Genomic DNA, 18,697 nt, shown 5'->3' on the forward strand with positions numbered 1-18,697 from the left:
CACTTCGGCAACCTCGCTCAATAGCGTCTAGGCTTTGACCTTCCTTTGATTGGCATCAAACCGCCCCGGCAGTGAGACCGTCAAACTAGAGCGCTCTGTGAGACAGGATGTTGGCATGTCGAAGAACAACCGTGTATCCCATTATTTCGTTATTCCGTTGGTGATCCTGCTGGTGGCGGCAGGCGGGTTCGGTTACTGGAAGTCCCAGCATGACCGACTCCCCGAAGGCATCAGCATGGGCAACGGCCGACTTGAATCCACTGAAGTCCAGATCGCCGCCAAAATCCCCGGTCGCCTTGCGCAAGTGCTGGTCGACGAGGGCGATCGCGTGACCAAGGGTCAACTGCTGGCACGCATGGACACCCGCACCCTCGAAGCCTCGCGCAATCAGGCCGAGGCCGAAGTGCTGCGAGCCCGGCAAACCCTGGCCGCCAACGAGGCCAACGTACAACTGCGCCAAAGCGAAAAACTGCTCGCCAGCCAGGAACTCAAACGCTTCCGCCAACTGGCCCAGCGCGGCTTTGCCAGCGGCCAGCAACTCGATCAGCAACAAGCACGTTTTGACACCAGCAATGCTGCCGTGGTCGCCGCGCAGGCTCAGGTCGCCGCTGCCAAGGCCGCGATCCATTCCAGCGAAGCGCAAGTGGCACAGCTCACCAGCGAGATTGACGACAGCAGCCTGCGGGCGCCCATCGACGGTGTCATCCAGCTGCGCCTTGCCGAGCCCGGCGAAGTGCTGGGCTCGGGCGGACGCGTGTTCATGATGATCGACCCCAGCGACCAGTACATGAACCTGTATTTACCCGCTTCAGTGGTCGGCAAACTGACCGTCGGCGCGCAAGCGCGCATCCTGCTCGACGCCCTGCCCGACACGCCACTGCCCGCAAAAATCAGCTTCGTGGCCGCCAAATCGCAGTTCACCCCCAAGGAGGTCGAAACCCGCGACGAGCGTCAAAAACTGGTGTTCCGCGTCAAACTTCGTCTCACCGACCCGAGCGCCGTGCCTCAGGCTAAACCCGGAATGCCCGGCGCCGGGTATGTGCGCACTGCCGACGTGGACTGGCCGGCCAATCTGCAATGAGCAACCTGGCGCTCAACGCCAGTGGCATCTGCCACCGGTACGGTAAACAGCAGGCGCTGCTCGACATCACCTTCAGCTTGCCTAAAGGCACGCGCTGCGGGCTGATTGGCCCGGATGGCGCGGGCAAGTCGAGCTTGCTGGGGCTGATTGCCGGGGTCAAAAAGCTCCAGCAAGGCAGCCTTGAGGTGCTCGGCGGGCCGATTGACGATCGCCGCCATCGCAACACGCTTTACCCGTTGATTGCCTTTATGCCCCAAGGGCTTGGCGGCAACCTGTACCCGGAGTTGTCGATCAGCGAAAACATTCGCTTTTTCGGCACGTTGTTCGGCCTGTCCAAAGACGACTGCGAACAACGCATGGCCAACTTGCTCAAGGCCACGGACCTGGAGCGATTTGCCGAACGACCCGCAGGCAAGTTGTCCGGCGGTATGAAGCAAAAGCTCGGGCTGTGTTGCGCGCTGATTCACGAGCCCGACCTGTTGATCCTTGACGAACCGACTACCGGCGTCGACCCGCTGTCCCGTCGGCGCTTTTGGGAACTGGTCGACGACGTACGCAGCCAGCGCCCGCAACTGACATTGCTGGTTGCCACGGCCTACATGGAAGAAGCGGAACAGTTCGAGCACTGCCTGATGCTCGACCGCGGCGCATTGATTGCGACCGGGCTCACGCAGGAACTGGCGGCGGTCGCATCCACCGGCAAACTGGACGAAGCGTTTACCCACTATCAGGGCGATACCGGCCACAGCAACGAGCCGCTGGTGATTGCGCCACGGGTCAGCGACAACAGCGATATCGCCATCGAAGCCCATGACCTGACCCTCAAATTCGGCGACTTTACCGCCGTGAACAACGTCAGCTTCGCTATCGGACGCGGTGAAATCTTCGGGTTTCTGGGCTCCAACGGTTGTGGCAAGACCACCACCATGAAAGTGCTGACCGGGTTGATGCCCGCCACCGAAGGCAGCGCCAAACTGCTCGGTAATCCGGTGGATGCCAAAGACCTGGCCACACGCAAACGCGTGGGCTTCATGTCCCAGAGTTTCTCGCTGTATGGCGAGTTGAGCGTGCGGCAAAACCTGGTCTTGCACGCCCAGTTGTTCGACTTGCCCAAAGAAGACAGCCGCGTGCGGATTGAAGAGCTGATCGAGCGTTTTGATCTGGCTGATATTGCCGAGCAACAGTCCGGCGAGTTGCCACTGGGGTTGCGTCAACGTCTGTCGCTGGCCGTGGCGGTATTGCATCGCCCCGAAGTCCTGATCCTTGACGAGCCCACCTCGGGGGTTGACCCGGCCGCGCGCGACGACTTCTGGCGACTGCTGATCGAACTGTCGCGCGATCAGGGCGTGACGATTTTCTTGTCCACCCACTTCATGAACGAAGCCCAGCGCTGCGACCGTATTTCGTTGATGCACGCCGGCAAAGTACTGGCCTGCGACACCCCCGATGCGTTGCAGCAGCAGTTTCACGGCGAGACGCTGGAAGCCGCATTCGTCACGTGCCTGGAGCAGGCGCAAAACGAGCAGGAGTCGAGTGCGGCGCCCGCGTCCGAAGCGGCTGCGGCGGTGGTCAATGCGCCACCACCGCCCAGCAAAAGCGGCTTCAGCCTGACCCGGCTGATAGCCGTCGCCAGCCGCGAATCCAAAGAGCTGCTGCGCGATAAAGTCCGCATGGCGTTCGCCTTGCTGGGCGCGCTGTTCATGATGGTGATTTTTGGCTACGGCATTTCACTGGACGTGGAAAACCTGGCGTTCGCCGTCTACGACCAGGACCAAAGCCCGCAAAGCCGCGCGTATCTGGAGGCCTTCCGCAGCTCGCGTTACTTCGAAGAACACGCGCCCATCTACAGTGCAGAAGAACTGCACAAGCGTCTGCAACGTTCAGAAATCAAAATCGCACTGGAAATCCCGCCGGGTTTTGGCCGCGACCTGTACGCAGGGCGCCAGCCCACCGTCGCCGCCTGGCTGGATGGCGGCATGCCATTCCGTGCAGAAACCAGCCGTAACTATGTTGAATCCGTGCACCAGGCCAACCTTGAACAACTGGCCGCGCTGAGCAGTCTGGCGCAAAACAAACAAGGTGGCGCCAAGCTCGAAACCCGTTTTCGCTACAACCAGGACGTGGTCAGCGTGAATGCCATCGGCCCGGGCGTGATGGCGCTGATTCTCGCCTTTATCCCGGCCATGCTGACGGCGCTGGGGATCGTGCGGGAAAAAGAGCTGGGGTCCATCACCAACTTCTACGCCACGCCCCTGACCCGGCTTGAATTCTTGCTGGGCAAACAGGTGCCGTACCTGGTGGTGAGTCTGGTCAATCTGGCGCTGCTGGTGGCGATGAACCGCTGGCTGTTCGGCGTGCCGTTCAAAGGCAGCGCACTGACGCTGGCGCTCGGCGGGCTGCTGTACGTGTTGTCGACCACCAGCATGGGGCTGTTGATTTCAGCGTTCACCCGCACCCAGATCGCGGCAATTCTCGGCACCATGATCATCACCAGCCTGCCGACGATCCAATTCTCCGGGCTGATCGTGCCGCGCTCGTCACTGGACGGCTCTGCGGCGCTGATGGGCATGCTGTTCCCTGCCGGGCACTTTCTCGATATTGCGGTCGGTACGTTTACCAAAGCCCTGGATTTGCGCCAGCTGTGGCCGCAATGCCTGGCGTTGCTGGGCTTCTTCGTCGCCTTTACCGGCTTGAGTCTCATCATGCTCAAGAAGCAGGAGGTTTGATGCACCAGCTCTCGCACATCCTGCGCCTGGGGATCAAAGAACTCACAAGCCTGCGCCATGACAGCGTGCTGCTGCTGTTTTTGTTCTACGCCTTCACGGTAGCGATTTACATGCCGGCGGCGGGGTCAATTATTGGCGTGCACAACGCCAGTGTCGCGATTGTCGATGAAGACCACAGCGCCTTGTCACGTAAACTCAGCGAATCGTTGCTGCCGCCGGAATTCAACACCCCGCAAGCGTTGCCTTACGATCAGCTGGATGCGTCCATGGATGGCGGCCAATACACCTTCGTCATCAACGTACCGGCCAACTTTCAGGCGGACCTGCTGGCCGGGCGCGAACCGGGTTTACAGGTCAACGTGGATGCCACGGCCATGAGTCAGGCGTTTATGGGTGCAGGCTACATTGGGCGCATCTTTCAACGTGAGCTGCTCAACTACACCGGTCAGGCCGACGCCGCCGCGAACACGCCAGCACGGATCAGCGCCCGTGCGCTGTTCAACCCGAACCTTGAGGGCGGCTGGTTTTTGGCGGTGATTCAGATCGTCAACAACATCACCATTTTGGCCATTGTGCTGACCGGCACCGCGCTGTTGCGCGAGCGAGAACACGGCACCCTCGATCACTTGCTGGTGCTACCGCTGACAGCGCTGGAAATCATGCTGGCAAAAATCTGGAGCAACATGCTGGTCGTGGTGCTCTGCACCTGGGTGTCGCTGGAGATCATCGTCAAATGGGCGCTGGGCGTGCCGCTGGCCGGATCACTGGCGTTGTTTCTGGGGGTGACGGCGCTTTACCTGTTTGCCAGTACCGCCCTGGGGATTTTCCTCGCCACCCTCGCCCGCTCAACACCGCAGTTCGGCTTGCTGGCCATCCCGGTCATCATCCCGATGCTGTTGCTCTCGGGTGGCAGCACGCCGCTGGACAGCATGCCTGAATGGTTGCAGTGGGTGATGCAGTGCTCGCCCTCAACCCACTTCGTGAGTTTGAGCGCAGCGATTCTGTTCAGGGGAGCCGGAGTGGACGTGGTGTGGCCCGACTTACTGGCACTGGCGACCATCGGGCTGCTGTTTTTCGCGATTGCCCTGGCGCGGTTTCGCAAGAGCCTGGCGTCGTAACGTTCGTGCAGGGCCTGAACGAGTGACATCGGTTTTGTTCGCGACGCGATGGGTGCGAACAAAACCACTGCCAGACGAGCGCTGGGCCAGGCTTACTGAACGATCAAGTTATTGAACAGCAGATCATCAACCTGCGGCTTGCCGGTCTCGTCGTTCAGAACCTGCTGGATCTGCTTCAGCGCTTCCTGGCGCAGCTTCTCTTTATTCTCGACATTGCCCAGGGTTTCGCTGGTCTGCTGAGTGAACAGACCCACCAATTGGTTGCGAATCAGCGGATCGTTTGCCTTCACGGCCTTGGCCGCTTCGTCGCCCGTAACGCGCAACGCGATATCGGCCTTGTAGACCTTGAGCTTCGGGCTGCCATCCAGACCGTAATTGCCTACAAACGGCGGGCTCAGGCTGATGTAGCTGACCTTGGCCTCGCCTTCTTTCGCTTCTTCGGCTACCGCTGCCATCGGCAAGGACAGGGCCAGCATCATCAAGATCCACGCTTTCACAATTCGCTCCTTTTTACGGTTGGGGGCAAGCATACGGGTCGTTTGGCCCTGGCCCAAGGGGTATAACTAATTGACGGACATCACCCAGATGGGCTGTTGACATCACTCTTTATGTTATCGGCCGAAATGGGAAAAGCCATAGCACGCTATAAAAACATAATTAAAAACCCATCAAATACAATACATATGTACCCCACTCTTTGCTGAAAGCGCGCGTACGTTTGTCCTCCACACAATAGGAGACAATGTATGAGTGACCCTGACTGGGTACCCGGTAAAACACTGGAGATTGGCGTAACACAAATAAGGGCTTATGAAATAGAACCCACATTTTTAAACTCATTAGGCCGAGGCGATGGCGCCGCGAATCGTTTAGGCCCTCCACCTACAGGACAATTCGGCAGCATAAACACATGGGGGCCTACCACCGGACCGCGCCGTGGAGAAGGTCAAGGAAAAACGATACGAGATCTCCCGGCGCTATCCGCATCTCAAGTGTTTTTTGAAGAGACTGCGGTAATGGCAGACCAAGTAGAGCGCGAGTACGCTGCCCTTGCCCACACACTTTCAGACCACATTAAAAATGAACTGGATGCCGCCAAAGCGCACGTTAAAAAATTACAACTTCCTTCAGCGCTTGAAGACACCAAAAACTTTCAAATGATCGTACTGAGCCTCATCGAACAGAAAATCATTAACTACCAACAGCTGACGCATGCTGCGTTTTCTTTATATGACCAAAATCCTTTTTATTTGATGAAGGAACTGTCTTCGAAACGAGTACAAGAAGCCCTGACTGCCACCACCCGTGATGCACGCGCCACCTTTTACGAAGCCTACCAATCAATAGAATATGCCTACAAAGCAGCACACGAACTAAAACTGCACAGCGGCGCTATTGAGCTACTGAGCAAAGAGCTGCCCGAACTGGCTATCCGCCAGGCCAGTCTCGAGCAAGAAAACGCAACCTTTGACACTGACGTGATCACTCTACTCAATAACAGAACCCGCGTTATTAATAGCGAGCTCAACATACACTTTCAACAGCTCGCTTATTTTCTCCAGGAGGCAATCACCACTCGCACATCTTCTTTGAACAACCTGTCTCACCCACACATCCTCAACCATTATCTATCCACTATTAATCAACTTATCATTCAGCACAACGCCTCTGTTCGCCCTTTTCAAAAAAAGAATCGACAGATCACCTCGCCTTTGAGCAAACCCGAACTAGAAGCGTTAAGTAATCTTGTCAACTTACAAACCACTAAAGTCATTGGTAAAGCATGGGCCGATTACCACAAAGCTTTACTGCATACTGAGTCTGTGCGTCATCTAACAAAGATGGCGAACGCCCTTACAGCCTTGCGCGATCGGGCCAACCGTATCGAGGAAAACCAACATGAGTTCAGCGCCAGGCTGATTGCTCAGCAACAGGCAGCCCAACGCCACGCAGAACAACTGGCTCGCGAAGCCGATTTTGATGCTGCCAATACCTTTTCGGCTTCCGCAAGTATTGCCACCACTCGCCCCCTGATATTGGGTTATGGGCCACGTATCGGGTTAAGTGAATGGGCGAGCGAAGCCTTGCAGACGGCCATTCAAAGAGCCGTCGTGCGCGTGCTGTCCACCCCTTCAATCGCTTCTGCAATTGCGATTGCAGCCTATTCATCGACACTAGGCGACGGCGAGCTTAAAGGCGCAAGTATTCCACTCTATTACCTGATTGACCACGTCCCTAATGATTGGCAGGTGATGAGCGGTCAAACAGCAATTTTGCCAACACGCTTAAGTATTGAAAATCGTAATAACAAAACGACGCTCTATATCGCTTGAACTGCTGAGGGTACGCCGTCACCCCATGTAAAAGTCATGCCCGCACGGTGGGATACTCAAAAAAAATATTACTGGGCCACTCTTGCAGATACAGCACGCACCACTTTAACGTGGTCACCCAGCTCGGCACCAGGAGGTGAAGTTTCACTCTCACCGGGCTTACCTATTGAACAACCTGTTTTGACGGTGTATACCGGGGATGTACTTTCCCCCATAGACCCTACTCTTGAAATCTACCCCGCAGTTGATGATGTAGATTTCAGAGACTACATTATTTGGTTTCCGCAAGACTCAGGCTTACCACCTGTTTATGTGATGCTCAAAAGCCCACGCGATGAACCGGGGGTTGTGACAGAGGTCGGATCGGTTGTTACAGGGCTATGGTTAAATGAAACAACACGTGGTAGAGGAGCCCCTATTCCTGCGTCTATTGCTGACCAACTACGCGACAAAAATTTTGACAGCTTTGATAAATTCAGATCTGCTTTTTGGGCGTTAGTGGGCCGCAACGGAGAGCTATTAATACAATTTTCACCGGGCAACCGAGGGTTAATTAAACGCGGGTTCGCACCAAAAGCTCTCGAAGATGATTGGGCCAGAGGGAGGACAACATTCGAGCTGCATCATGTACATGAAATACAGAATGGTGGTGATGTATACAACCTTGATAATTTAATGATTGTTACCCCAAAAGCACATATTAACTACCACGAAGCGAGCAAACCATGACATTTAAAAACTCTATCACTGACTACACTGAATCTGAGTTTCTAGCATTGGTAAGAGCAATATTTTCACAAAATGATAACCCAACAGAAGCAACTCTTGATTCATTAATCGCTCATTACGTAGCTATTGTCGAGCGCCCCAACAGGGCAGATCTTATTTATCATTGCACAGAAGAAAACTACACCCCTGAAATTGTTACTCGAATCATAAAAGACTGGTATGCCGAAAACGGTAAATCTTGTTTTAAACCAGGTTAACCATGCGACAGCTAAGTTTTAAATAGTGGGAAACAGAGAGTAAGGCTTGCCAACTTCTAATAAAAAATTAAGACTAAATATAAAAACCACATAGCGCATGAACTCATTGAGTCATTCACCAAAATAGGGGACATTATCTTCATCACCAAAGAAGAGAACAGCATCCTAATTGAACATTTTCAAGCCATTACCCCCCCCCCCCCCGGAAGGCCTTGGTTTGACTCTGTGCATCGAAGCAGGGATTGCCAAGGATCCCCAGAACCTCATACGAATAGTGAACGAATGGCGACTGCCTCAAGGAAAACCGGGCTCAAAATCCTTTTGACAAATGTTGATGCCGTCTCTTCAACGGCATCAACCTGCTTGGGGTTGTCACCCTCAAGCGGCCAGCTCGAAAACCGCCACTCACGAATGACATCAAGGGTGGCGCTCGAAAACGCCGGATGAGCGCTGTAACGAATGTTCGGATCAACCACCGAACCCTGCGCGCTCACCATAAAGTGCGCCCGGACTACGCCGCTCATACCCATGCGTTGCAACTCAATGGGGTATTGAGGCTTCACCTGGTAGATGAGCGATGGCACAAACGTATCCGCACCCGCGCTTAAGCACATGAGTAACCCGACCAACAACACAAAACACTTCATTGCCAAGCCCCACATTTGCTGATGCGCCAGGTCCACGCAGAAGCGGTCAATAATAAAAATGTGTAGCTAATTCTTGCAGGTCATAGGCTCCGAACCTCTCGTGGGAGGCTTCCGATCAAACCGCTCGCACTGCGCTTATAAACATCAGAACAGCGGCTTAATCTGCCGGCTTCAGGGCATTTCCCACATTTGAAACCTGTATTGGGCAGCGGGTTGTTTTACACCTGTGCGACATGTTCATAAGTGAACATGTCATGTGGGTTGTTTCCGTTCGTTTCAGTTGAGAAGGCCTGTCATTTTCGGTAACGAAAATGTAACGTTCGGGCCCGCCGATATAACAAGAAATTTGGAGCTCTTGAATGTTTGCTTTTTTCCGACCTGCCGCTCATCAGGCGCCGCTGCCTGCTGAAAAAATAGACAGCACTTATCGACGCCTGCGATGGCAGATTTTCGCCGGTATCTTTTTTGGTTACGCAGGCTACTATCTGCTGCGTAAAAACTTCTCGCTGGCCATGCCGTACTTGATTGACGAGGGGTATACCCGGGGTCAGTTGGGTGTAGCGATGTCTGCAATCGCCATTGCTTATGGCTTGTCGAAGTTCCTCATGGGCCTGGTGTCCGACCGCTCCAACCCGAGGTTCTTCCTGCCGTTTGGCCTGATGATTTCAGCGGCCGTCATGTTCATTTTCGGTTTCGCGCCCTGGGCCACGTCCAGCGTGACCATGATGTTCATTCTGTTGTTCATCAACGGATGGGCACAGGGCATGGGCTGGCCGCCCAGTGGCCGGACCATGGTGCACTGGTGGTCGCAGAAAGAACGCGGCGGCGTGGTGTCTGTGTGGAACGTGGCCCACAACGTGGGTGGCGGCTTGATCGGCCCATTGTTCTTGCTGGGCATGGCGTGGTTCAACGACTGGCACGCCGCGTTCTACGTACCCGCCACCGTTGCGCTGCTGGTCGCACTGTTTGCGTTTATCACCATGCGTGACACGCCTCAATCCGTGGGTTTACCGCCGATTGAGGCGTACAAAAACGATTACCCGGCCGGTTACGACGCCACCCACGAAGAAGAATTCAGCGCCAAAGAGATTTTCGTCAAATACGTGCTGCGCAACAAAATGCTGTGGTACATCGCCCTGGCCAACGTCTTCGTCTACCTGCTGCGCTACGGGGTTCTGGACTGGGCACCGACCTACCTCAAAGAAGCCAAGCACTTCACCGTGGACACCACGTCGTGGGCGTACTTCTTCTATGAATGGGCAGGTATTCCGGGGACGCTGCTGTGCGGCTGGATGTCGGACAAAATCTTCCGCGGCAACCGCGGGCTGACCGGGATCGTGTTCATGTCACTGGTGACAGTCGCGACGCTGGTGTACTGGCTCAACCCGCCGGGCAACCCGACCGTCGACATGATCGCGCTGTTCTCCATTGGCTTCCTGATTTACGGGCCAGTGATGCTGATCGGTTTGCAGGCGCTGGAACTGGCACCCAAAAAAGCCGCAGGTACGGCGGCCGGCTTCACGGGGCTGTTCGGTTACCTGGGCGGTTCGGTGGCGGCCAGCGCGGCCATGGGCTATCTGGTTGACCACTTCGGCTGGGATGGCGGCTTCGTACTGTTGATCAGTGCGTGCCTGCTGGCGATCGCGTTCATGATCCCCACCCTGCGCCACAAGAAAACAGCCAGCGAAGCGCGCAACGCTTAAGGCTTGATTGATCCACAGCGCTTGAGCCGCGCCTCCAGATGACGGTCTGGCATGGCGTGGCTGCGCAGGGCGTTTACGGTCTGCTCCACATAGTCGCGGGTGGTGCCGTAACGCCCGCAGGCGTTGGCCAGCACCTGGCCCAATACGTCATCTGGCAGATTGCCCGCATAGCTGGGCAGGTGCCGCTCCAGCACAAACCCCAACGCTTGTACCTGCGAACCGTCTTCAAGCCGGCAGGTCAGCCAGTGCGGCCGATAAGACGGCACGGGCATCTCCCGCAGCCACAAGGCATAGAGGGCAGCGTCGAGGTTCTCTTCCGGTAGCCGATAGGCAAAGCCGCTGCATGAGCCACCCCGGTCCAGTCCGAACACCAAACCCGGCAATTGCGGGGTACCACGATGTTCGTGTGACCACAGGTACAGCCCACGGTGATAGCCATGCACCCGACCGCGCACGCGTTCAACCGCTGAACACTCCGGGCGCCAGATCAGTGAGCCATAGGCGAACAACCACACCGGTCCGCCTTTATGGCGCGCCATGGTGCCGTGCAGCGAGCTGCGCAATTGTTCGGGGGTCAACGGCGCCCCGAGATCAAGTCGCGGCGGGTAAGCGGGGGTCAAGCAGGTTGATTCGATGACAGTCATAACGAATGGGTACAGGCCTTGCGCACTTGCAGGATGTCCACAACATAACGTGCTGAATCTTATAGCACTGAATGCGAAATGACGCGCTTGGCCTGACATATGGCCACTGGGTCACGCAAACAACGCGATGCCAAACCGTCGGGCGTCGACTTGTTCCGGTCACGTTCAGGTTAACGCTCACCCACCTCTTTATAGTGGCCCGCCACTGGCGCACGCCAAACTGCCGACAGAGGCCCACCCATGAAGAAATCCGGAATCTGTGGCGTGTTGATGTTGGTCAACGCCAGCGCCGCGATGGCGCACGATGAAGCGCAACAGCAGGATCGAGATTTTTGGTATGCACAGACCAGCGTTTACACCCGACATTTTTCGCCCGACCCCGAGCACAACAACCATCAGGACCTGATCGGACTCGAATACCACCACCGCTCAAACTGGCTGGCGGGTGCGGCGACCTTTCGCAACTCGTTCAGGCAACGTTCTTACTACGCATACGGCGGCAAGCGCTTCGACAGCGAGTCTTATCCCCTGTACTTGAAGCTGACGGGCGGGTTGCTGGAGGGCTACCACGGGAAGTATCAGGACAAAATCCCGCTCAATCGTTTTGGCGTGGCGCCGGTGATCATCCCGTCCGTGGGCGTTCATTACGGCCCGATGGCCAGCGAGCTGGTATTGCTCGGCTTCAACGCCGCCATGGTGACCACGGGGTTACGTTTTTAATCCTGGCAGGCGTGAACTCAAGGCGTGCGCGGGCACCCGCCGGTGCAGCCACTGTCGCGGCGCGGGGCTGCGACAGGCTGCACACGATGCATCAGGGCCGTGGGCTGTACGCAAAGACGTCGGCGCGCATCTGGTGGGCGTCCATGCCTGCGGCGACCAACGCGTCCAGGGTGCCGTACACCATGGCCGGGGACCCGCTTGCATACACGTAGACAGCACTCAGGTCGTGGATGTCTTCGCACACGGCTTCGTGCAACAACCCACAACGACCTTCCCATCCGCACAGGTCACTGACCACCTTGTGCAAGTGCAAATTCGGAATGCTCTGCCACGCGTCCCACTCTTCCAGGGTGTAGAAGTCTTCAGGACGACGAACGCCCCAGTACAAATGCACCGGATGCGGGAATCCTTTCTCCCGGCAATGCTCGATCAGGCTGTGCATTTGCGCCATGCCGGTGCCCGCGGCGATCAACACCAGCGGGCCGTCGGGCAATTGGGACAAGTGCGTATCACCGAACGGCATTTCAACCCGGATTATTGCGTTGCGTTGCAGTTGCTCGATCAGGCGGCGGGCGCTGTCTTCGCGCACTAACACATGCAGTTCGAGGTCGCGCCCGGCGTGTGGGGCGCTGGCCAGCGAGAAGGCGGATTTTTCACCGTTCTCACGCTCCAGCATCACGTATTGGCCCGCGTAATAGCGCGGTGGCTTGCCCGCAGGCGCACGCAGACGCACGCGCCACACATCGCCGCCCATTTCGCTGCATTCGGTCAACTGACAGACCACGCTGCGCACCGGCAACTCTCCCAAGGCAAGCACACCGTCCCACAACACGACGCAGTCTTCCTGCGGCTGCGCCAGGCACGTGTAGATCTCGCCATGGTCACGCGTTTCGCCCGCCTGCTGGACGCGTCCTTCAACCAGCAAGGCGGCGCACACATGGCAATTACCGTTGCGACAGCTTTGCGGGCATTCATAGCCCAGGCGCTGCGCCGCATTCAGAATCGGCTCGCCGGGCAAGGTGTCCAACACCGCGCCTGACGGCTGCAAGGTAACTCGCATCAATCTATTCCCAATTGGTTCCAGATGTCATCGACACGGCGGGTCACTGCTTCGTCCTTGACGATGACCCGCCCCCATTCGCGCGTGGTCTCGCCCGGCCATTTGTTGGTCGCATCGAGCCCCATCTTCGAGCCCAGACCGGACACCGGCGAGGCGAAATCGAGGTAGTCGATCGGCGTGTTGTCGATCATCACCGTATCGCGCTTGGGGTCCATGCGCGTGGTAATGGCCCAGATCACGTCGTTCCAGTCGCGGGCGTTGATGTCGTCATCGGTCACGATCACGAACTTGGTGTACATGAACTGGCGCAAAAATGACCACACGCCGAGCATGACCCGCTTGGCGTGCCCAGGGTACGACTTCTTCATGGTCACGATGGCCATGCGATACGAGCAGCCTTCAGGCGGCAGGTAGAAGTCGGTGATTTCCGGGAACTGCTTTTGCAGGATCGGTACAAACACTTCGTTGAGCGCCACGCCCAAAATCGCAGGCTCATCCGGTGGACGGCCGGTGTAGGTGCTGTGGTAAATCGGCTTGATCCGATGGGTAATGCGTTCAACGGTGAAGACCGGGAAGCTGTCCACTTCGTTGTAGTAACCGGTGTGGTCGCCGTACGGTCCTTCCGGTGCCATTTCACCCGGATGAATCACGCCTTCAAGGATGATTTCCGCCGTGGCAGGCACTTGCAGATCGTTGCCGCGGCACTTCACCAGTTCGGTGCGGTTGCCGCGCAACAGACCGGCAAACGCGTATTCGGACAGGCTGTCAGGCACTGGCGTCACGGCACCCAAGATGGTCGCGGGGTCAGCGCCGAGCGCCACGGAAACAGGGAATGGCTGACCGGGGTGTTTTTCGCACCACTCGCGGTAATCCAGCGCACCGCCCCGGTGGCTCAGCCAGCGCATGATGACTTTGTTACGGCCTATCACTTGCTGCCGGTAGATGCCGAGGTTCTGGCGATCCTTGTTCGGGCCCTTGGTAACGGTCAGGCCCCAGGTAATCAGCGGCGCCACATCGCCCGGCCAGCAGTGCTGCACCGGCAACATGGCCAAATCGACATCGTCGCCTTCAATCACGACTTCCTGGCACACCGCGTCTTTAACGACTTTCGGGGCCATGGAAATAATCTTGCGGAAGATCGGCAGTTTCGACCACGCGTCCTTCAGACCTTTCGGCGGCTCTGGCTCCTTGAGGAACGCCAGCAGTTTGCCAATTTCACGCAATTCGCTGACAGACTCAGCCCCCATGCCCATGGCCACGCGCTCTGGCGTGCCGAACAGGTTACCGAGTACCGGGATCGTGTGGCCGGTCGGGTTCTCGAACAGCAACGCCGGGCCTTTGGCGCGCAGCGTGCGGTCACAGATTTCGGTCATCTCCAGCACTGGAGAGACGGGAATCTGGATGCGTTTCAACTCTCCGCGCTGCTCTAGCTGCTGCACGAAATCCCGAAGATCCTTGAATTTCATTGACGTTGGCACCCTCAAAATAGGCGTACATCCTACCTGCAATGCCGCCCGCTGGCAGCTTATCGCTGCTGGGCGGGCGGATTTGAACTCACTTCACGCCCAGCGCCCTGGCGCCTGCCACCTCTTGGAACAGCGGAGCGAGCACAGGAAGCAGTAAGCGGGCACCGATCTCGGACAGGTGGTTGTCATCGGTATACAACGAATGGCCCTCCTGTTCGGCCCGGCACAGGCCCGTGTCATCACACAGTTGCGGCGTAGGGTCCAACACCTTGACGCCGGGGTCGTTGGCAGCGAGTTGAGCGAACAGTTGGTTGATAAACGCCTTCTGCTTGAGGTGCTCGGCCAGGGCAAAACCGGTGCCCGAGGTCGGCTGATGCAACATCGCCAGCCGACTTAAGCGATACGGGGGGTTAAACGGTTGCAACGGGGCTTCTTTCATCAGCCACACCCGGTGGCCGGCCCTGCGCAGCTCGTCAATGCGCGTGCGCAACCCGTCTGCCAGACGCTGCTCAGCGATGGCCCGGTCATAGTGGCCGTCCGCCGCCTTGAGCGCATGGCCCTTGTCGCCCTTGGCGTCGCCGTCGAGGTACAGGCTCCAACGTGCCACCAGCATTACGTCGCCGACCGGTTCGGCATTGAGCGTCTGTTCCACGCGCCGATTGTAGTGGGCACACCGCTCGCCATGTTCTAGCCCTTGCAGCGGCAAACAGCCGGCCGAACTGGCCAACATGACATTGACCCCGTACTGCCGGGCGCTTGCGTCCAGCGCCGGAATCAACGCCGTGGCATGACTGTCGCCCCACACCAACAACTGCGCTGGCGCATCGGGCGTGCCGTAGCGGCAAAACGGGGTGTCTGCCGGGCTTTTATCATCGGTGATGCAGGCCATCAGTTCGGCCCGCCATTTGCTGGCGTTGGCGTATTGCAATGCCTGCTCTGACAAACGGGACGGCAAGCCATCCGTCCAGCGCAGCGCTTGCCCCGCCAGCCCCAACACCACAATGCCTAGCGCTGCGGCGGTCAGAATCTGACGACGCCCGGCCAGCCATCGACGTTCACGGAACGGGGTTTCAACGAATCGCCAGGATAAATAGCCAAGGATCAACGTCAGCGCGATCAGCGCAGCGGTCAACACGGGGCCGAAGTCATCCACACTGGCATAACTGCCAAACACGAACACCGGCCAGTGCCACAAGTACCAGGAATAAGAAATCAGACCCAGCCCGACCATCACGCGGGTGCTCAATACCTGACCGACCCACGTGCGGTGATGCTCGTTGGCCCAGATCAGGGCCACCACGCCCACTACAGGCAACAGCGCTGCGGCACCGGGGAAAGGGGTGCTTTTGTCATAGCCGAAGACTGCCACCAGTATCAGCGCCAACCCCAACAGGCTGAAGCACTGCGCTGCAGCTGGCGTCAGACGTTTCTTGGGTTCAGGCGCGATGGCCAGCATGGCGCCGGCCAATAGCTCCCATGCGCGCATCGGCAGCAGGAAAAACGCTTTCTCCGGGTGATGCGCCACAGCCCAGACGCTCAAGCCAAATGAAATCAGTAACAGGCTGAAAAAGGCCATGCGCCAGTGCCTGAAACGGCTGGAAAACAACGTCAGTATTAGCGGGAAGACGATGTAGAACTGCTCTTCAACCGCCAATGACCACGTGTGAAGTAACGGTTTCAGATCGCTAGCGGCGTCGAAGTAGCCTTCCTGGCGCATAAACAACAGGTTGGACGCGAACATCACTTGGTAGCGCACCGAGCGCCCCAGCTCTTCGTAGTCCTTGGGCGCCATCAGGAACCAGCCCGCCACCAATACCGCCATCAGCAAGACGAACAAGGCAGGCAAGATCCGTCGCGCGCGACGTGCCCAGAACTCGACGAAGCTGAAACGTCCGGCTTCACGCTGACGCCAGATGATTGAAGTGATCAGATAACCGGAAATGACGAAGAACACATCGACGCCCACAAAGCCGCCGGAAAAACCGGGTACACCAAAGTGAAACAGCACGACAGCAATCACGGCGACTGCACGCAGGCCATCAATATCCCTGCGATAAACAAGAGAACTCATCACGCTCGAAACTCGCTAATACATTGTTTTTGTTGACCTGAGTTAAGCACAAACCTCCCTTTTTTATGTTTAAAAAAAATGGCGCCCTCCAGGGGCGCCATTTTTTGAGTCGAGAAACCGTATTACTTGCGTTTCATCGACAGGAAGAACTCGTCGTTGGTCTTGGTCTGTTTCAGCTTATCGATCAAGAACTCAATGGCGGCCACTTCGTCCATCGGGTGCAACAGCTTGCGCAGGATCCACATGCGTTGCAGCTCGTCGTCCGCGGTCAGCAACTCTTCACGGCGTGTGCCGGAGCGGTTGATGTTGATCGCAGGGAAGACGCGCTTTTCAGCGATCTTGCGGTCCAGAGGCAGCTCCATGTTGCCAGTGCCTTTGAACTCTTCGTAGATCACTTCATCCATCTTCGAGCCGGTTTCAACCAGCGCGGTGGCGATGATGGTCAGCGATCCGCCTTCTTCGATGTTACGTGCCGCACCGAAGAAACGCTTTGGCTTCTCAAGGGCGTGGGCATCAACACCACCGGTCAAGACCTTGCCGGAGCTCGGGATCACGGTGTTGTAGGCGCGGGCCAGACGGGTGATGGAGTCAAGCAGGATCACCACGTCCTTTTTGTGCTCAACCAGACGCTTGGCCTTCTCGATCACCATTTCAGCCACTTGCACGTGACGGGTTGGCGGTTCGTCGAAGGTCGACGCAACCACTTCGCCGCGTACGGTGCGCTGCATTTCGGTCACTTCTTCAGGACGCTCGTCGATCAACAGAACGATCAAGTGAACTTCAGGGTTGTTACGCGAAATGTTCGACGCGATGTTCTGCAGCATGAGGGTCTTGCCCGCTTTTGGCGGAGCAACGATCAGACCGCGCTGACCTTTACCGATTGGCGCGCAGAGGTCGATCACACGACCGGTCAGGTCTTCGGTGGAACCGTTACCGATTTCCATCTTCATGCGAACGTTCGGGAACAGCGGGGTCAGGTTCTCGAAGAGAATCTTGTTTTTCGCGTTCTCAGGACGATCGTAGTTGATCGTGTCGACCTTCAGCAGGGCGAAGTACCGCTCGCCTTCTTTTGGCGGGCGGATTTTACCGACGATGGTGTCGCCGGTGCGCAGGTTGAAGCGACGGATCTGGCTGGGCGAGACGTAAATATCGTCAGGGCCGGCAAGATAGGAAGCGTCAGCAGAGCGCAGGAAGCCGAAGCCGTCCTGGAGGATCTCCAGCACGCCATCACCGGAGATTTCCTCGCCGCTTTTCGCGTGCTTTTTCAGCAGGGAGAAAATCACGTCCTGCTTGCGCGAACGGGCCATATTTTCTATGCCCATTTGTTCGGCCAATTCGAGCAGTTCGGTAATCGGCTTTTGCTTGAGTTCAGTCAGGTTCATATAGGAATGACGTAATCATTTATGGAGGGGGGAAATTAAGCTTTTGGCTTAATGAGGCCGCGCCGCAGAGAAGGCGACAGGATCGCGTACTAATTCGATAAGGGGTGCGTCGGCGACGGCTTGCAGGGGGCAGTGGAGAAACCAGTGCGGGGCCGAATGTAACACTTGCTTTTCATAGCGTCTAGTCCTTGAGCCATGAAAAAGCCCCGCATTTAGCAGGGCTTTTATCGACACTTAGATGTTGGCGTCGAGGAATGCAGCCAATTGCGACTTCGACAGCGCACCCACCTTGGTGGCTTCGACATTGCCGTTCTTGAACAGCATCAACGTCGGAATACCACGTACGCCATGCTTGGCCGGGGTTTCCTGGTTTTCATCAATGTTCAGCTTGGCAACAGTCAGCTTGCCTTTGTACGTCTCAGCGATCTCGTCCAGAACTGGCGCGATCATTTTGCAAGGGCCACACCATTCAGCCCAGTAGTCGACCAATACGGCGCCTTCAGCCTTGAGAACATCGGCCTCAAAGCTAGCGTCGGTGACGTGTTTAATAAGATCGCTGCTCATGGAAGTCTCCGTGGTGGTAAGCAAAAACGTAGCACATCATAGCCGTCATCACTGCGTTCAGGAAGCTGACGCTTGATTGACTATAACTATAGTCAGCCATGAGCCGGCGTATGCAGAAGGTTTTAAGGCAGGGGCTGCCATTCAGCCGGTCAGATTACAGCTGACGTGCACTGAGAAAAAAACTTTGATCCCTATC

The 18,697-nt window shown here is 56.9% G+C and carries 15 protein-coding genes and 1 pseudogene; 8 read left to right on the forward strand and 8 right to left on the reverse strand.

Going from position 1 to position 18,697, the window contains the following annotated elements; all coding sequences use genetic code 11:
- Positions 1–115 precede the first annotated feature (115 nt).
- Genes TU74_RS13585 through TU74_RS13595 form a run of 3 tightly spaced genes read left to right on the forward strand, consistent with a single transcriptional unit; the run spans position 116 to position 4,925 of the window.
- Complete coding sequence (locus tag TU74_RS13585) at positions 116–1,081, forward strand: HlyD family secretion protein (protein ID WP_047291783.1); 966 nt, start codon at positions 116–118, stop codon at positions 1,079–1,081.
- Positions 1,078–3,807 (forward strand): ribosome-associated ATPase/putative transporter RbbA, encoded by a 2,730-nt coding sequence (gene rbbA / locus TU74_RS13590; RefSeq protein WP_048376838.1) that lies wholly within the window; start codon positions 1,078–1,080, stop codon positions 3,805–3,807. The genes TU74_RS13585 and rbbA overlap by 4 nt, the downstream gene beginning before the upstream one ends.
- The gene (locus TU74_RS13595) at positions 3,807–4,925 is read left to right on the forward strand and encodes an ABC transporter permease (RefSeq protein WP_048376839.1); all 1,119 of its coding nucleotides are present in this window, start codon (positions 3,807–3,809) and stop codon (positions 4,923–4,925) included. Before rbbA ends, TU74_RS13595 begins: the two co-directional genes overlap by 1 nt.
- A 92-nt stretch (positions 4,926–5,017) precedes the next feature.
- On the opposite strand, the gene TU74_RS13600 is transcribed toward TU74_RS13595, so the two are convergent.
- Positions 5,018–5,422 (reverse strand): flagellar basal body-associated protein FliL, encoded by a 405-nt coding sequence (locus TU74_RS13600; RefSeq protein ID WP_047291789.1) that lies wholly within the window; start codon positions 5,420–5,422, stop codon positions 5,018–5,020.
- A 249-nt stretch (positions 5,423–5,671) separates the two neighbouring features.
- Between TU74_RS13600 and TU74_RS13605 the strand changes: the two genes are divergently transcribed.
- The 3 genes and pseudogenes from TU74_RS13605 to TU74_RS23520 all read left to right on the forward strand — a co-directional run bounded on the left by TU74_RS13605 (position 5,672) and on the right by TU74_RS23520 (position 8,244).
- Positions 5,672–7,258, forward strand: a complete 1,587-nt coding sequence (locus TU74_RS13605; RefSeq protein WP_157315166.1) for a hypothetical protein — start codon at positions 5,672–5,674, stop codon at positions 7,256–7,258.
- Between the two features lie 18 nt (positions 7,259–7,276).
- Positions 7,277–7,987, forward strand: a pseudogene (locus TU74_RS23515) (S-type pyocin domain-containing protein); the annotation flags it as partial.
- Positions 7,984–8,244 (forward strand): bacteriocin immunity protein, encoded by a 261-nt coding sequence (locus TU74_RS23520; protein ID WP_080963730.1) that lies wholly within the window; start codon positions 7,984–7,986, stop codon positions 8,242–8,244. The pseudogene TU74_RS23515 and the gene TU74_RS23520, both read left to right, overlap by 4 nt.
- Before the next feature lie 263 nt (positions 8,245–8,507).
- Here TU74_RS23520 and TU74_RS23140 read toward each other — a convergent pair whose 3' ends face one another.
- The gene (locus TU74_RS23140) at positions 8,508–8,927 is read right to left on the reverse strand and encodes a TonB family protein (protein WP_139048362.1); all 420 of its coding nucleotides are present in this window, start codon (positions 8,925–8,927) and stop codon (positions 8,508–8,510) included.
- A 323-nt stretch (positions 8,928–9,250) separates the two neighbouring features.
- Between TU74_RS23140 and glpT the strand changes: the two genes are divergently transcribed.
- Complete coding sequence (glpT, locus tag TU74_RS13615) at positions 9,251–10,594, forward strand: glycerol-3-phosphate transporter (RefSeq protein WP_048376841.1); 1,344 nt, start codon at positions 9,251–9,253, stop codon at positions 10,592–10,594.
- Here glpT and TU74_RS13620 read toward each other — a convergent pair.
- Positions 10,591–11,238 carry a gamma-glutamylcyclotransferase gene (locus tag TU74_RS13620; protein WP_047272822.1) on the reverse strand — a complete coding sequence of 216 codons (648 nt, stop codon included), beginning with the start codon at positions 11,236–11,238 and terminating at the stop codon, positions 10,591–10,593. The genes glpT and TU74_RS13620 overlap by 4 nt on opposite strands.
- A 240-nt stretch (positions 11,239–11,478) precedes the next feature.
- Here TU74_RS13620 and TU74_RS13625 point away from each other — a divergent pair, with 240 nt between their 5' ends.
- On the forward strand, positions 11,479–11,958 hold the full coding sequence (locus tag TU74_RS13625; protein ID WP_169838104.1) for a sn-glycerol-3-phosphate transporter: 480 nt from the start codon (positions 11,479–11,481) through the stop codon (positions 11,956–11,958).
- Positions 11,959–12,049: 91 nt separating this feature from the next.
- Here the strand turns inward: TU74_RS13625 and TU74_RS13630 are convergent, their stop codons facing one another.
- The 5 genes from TU74_RS13630 to trxA form a co-directional block, all read right to left on the reverse strand.
- A complete protein-coding gene (locus TU74_RS13630) occupies positions 12,050–13,018 on the reverse strand; it encodes a CDP-6-deoxy-delta-3,4-glucoseen reductase (RefSeq protein WP_048376842.1) in 969 nt (322 codons plus the stop codon).
- Complete coding sequence (gene ubiD / locus TU74_RS13635; protein WP_047272820.1) at positions 13,018–14,484, reverse strand: 4-hydroxy-3-polyprenylbenzoate decarboxylase; 1,467 nt, start codon at positions 14,482–14,484, stop codon at positions 13,018–13,020. Before ubiD ends, TU74_RS13630 begins: the two co-directional genes overlap by 1 nt.
- 88 nt (positions 14,485–14,572) lie before the next feature.
- Positions 14,573–16,555, reverse strand: coding sequence for an acyltransferase family protein (locus TU74_RS13640; protein WP_048376843.1), 1,983 nt, complete (start codon positions 16,553–16,555; stop codon positions 14,573–14,575).
- 122 nt (positions 16,556–16,677) lie between these two features.
- Complete coding sequence (gene rho / locus TU74_RS13645; RefSeq protein WP_047291176.1) at positions 16,678–17,937, reverse strand: transcription termination factor Rho; 1,260 nt, start codon at positions 17,935–17,937, stop codon at positions 16,678–16,680.
- A gap of 234 nt (positions 17,938–18,171) precedes the next feature.
- Positions 18,172–18,501, reverse strand: coding sequence for a thioredoxin TrxA (gene trxA / locus TU74_RS13650; RefSeq protein WP_016783018.1), 330 nt, complete (start codon positions 18,499–18,501; stop codon positions 18,172–18,174).
- Positions 18,502–18,697 lie beyond the last annotated feature (196 nt).

The organism is Pseudomonas lundensis (assembly GCF_001042985.1).
GTDB classification, from domain to species: domain Bacteria; phylum Pseudomonadota; class Gammaproteobacteria; order Pseudomonadales; family Pseudomonadaceae; genus Aquipseudomonas; species Aquipseudomonas lundensis.

Coding starts and splice junctions, on each gene's coding strand:
- TU74_RS13585 (WP_047291783.1), top strand. CDS start 116: ATGTCGAAGAACAACCGTGTATCCCATTATTTCGTTATTCCGTTGGTG.
- rbbA (WP_048376838.1), top strand. CDS start 1,078: ATGAGCAACCTGGCGCTCAACGCCAGTGGCATCTGCCACCGGTACGGT.
- TU74_RS13595 (WP_048376839.1), top strand. CDS start 3,807: ATGCACCAGCTCTCGCACATCCTGCGCCTGGGGATCAAAGAACTCACA.
- TU74_RS13605 (WP_157315166.1), top strand. CDS start 5,672: ATGAGTGACCCTGACTGGGTACCCGGTAAAACACTGGAGATTGGCGTA.
- TU74_RS23520 (WP_080963730.1), top strand. CDS start 7,984: ATGACATTTAAAAACTCTATCACTGACTACACTGAATCTGAGTTTCTA.
- glpT (WP_048376841.1), top strand. CDS start 9,251: ATGTTTGCTTTTTTCCGACCTGCCGCTCATCAGGCGCCGCTGCCTGCT.
- TU74_RS13620 (WP_047272822.1), bottom strand. CDS start 11,238: ATGACTGTCATCGAATCAACCTGCTTGACCCCCGCTTACCCGCCGCGA.
- TU74_RS13625 (WP_169838104.1), top strand. CDS start 11,479: ATGAAGAAATCCGGAATCTGTGGCGTGTTGATGTTGGTCAACGCCAGC.
- TU74_RS13630 (WP_048376842.1), bottom strand. CDS start 13,018: ATGCGAGTTACCTTGCAGCCGTCAGGCGCGGTGTTGGACACCTTGCCC.
- ubiD (WP_047272820.1), bottom strand. CDS start 14,484: ATGAAATTCAAGGATCTTCGGGATTTCGTGCAGCAGCTAGAGCAGCGC.
- TU74_RS13640 (WP_048376843.1), bottom strand. CDS start 16,555: ATGAGTTCTCTTGTTTATCGCAGGGATATTGATGGCCTGCGTGCAGTC.
- rho (WP_047291176.1), bottom strand. CDS start 17,937: ATGAACCTGACTGAACTCAAGCAAAAGCCGATTACCGAACTGCTCGAA.
- trxA (WP_016783018.1), bottom strand. CDS start 18,501: ATGAGCAGCGATCTTATTAAACACGTCACCGACGCTAGCTTTGAGGCC.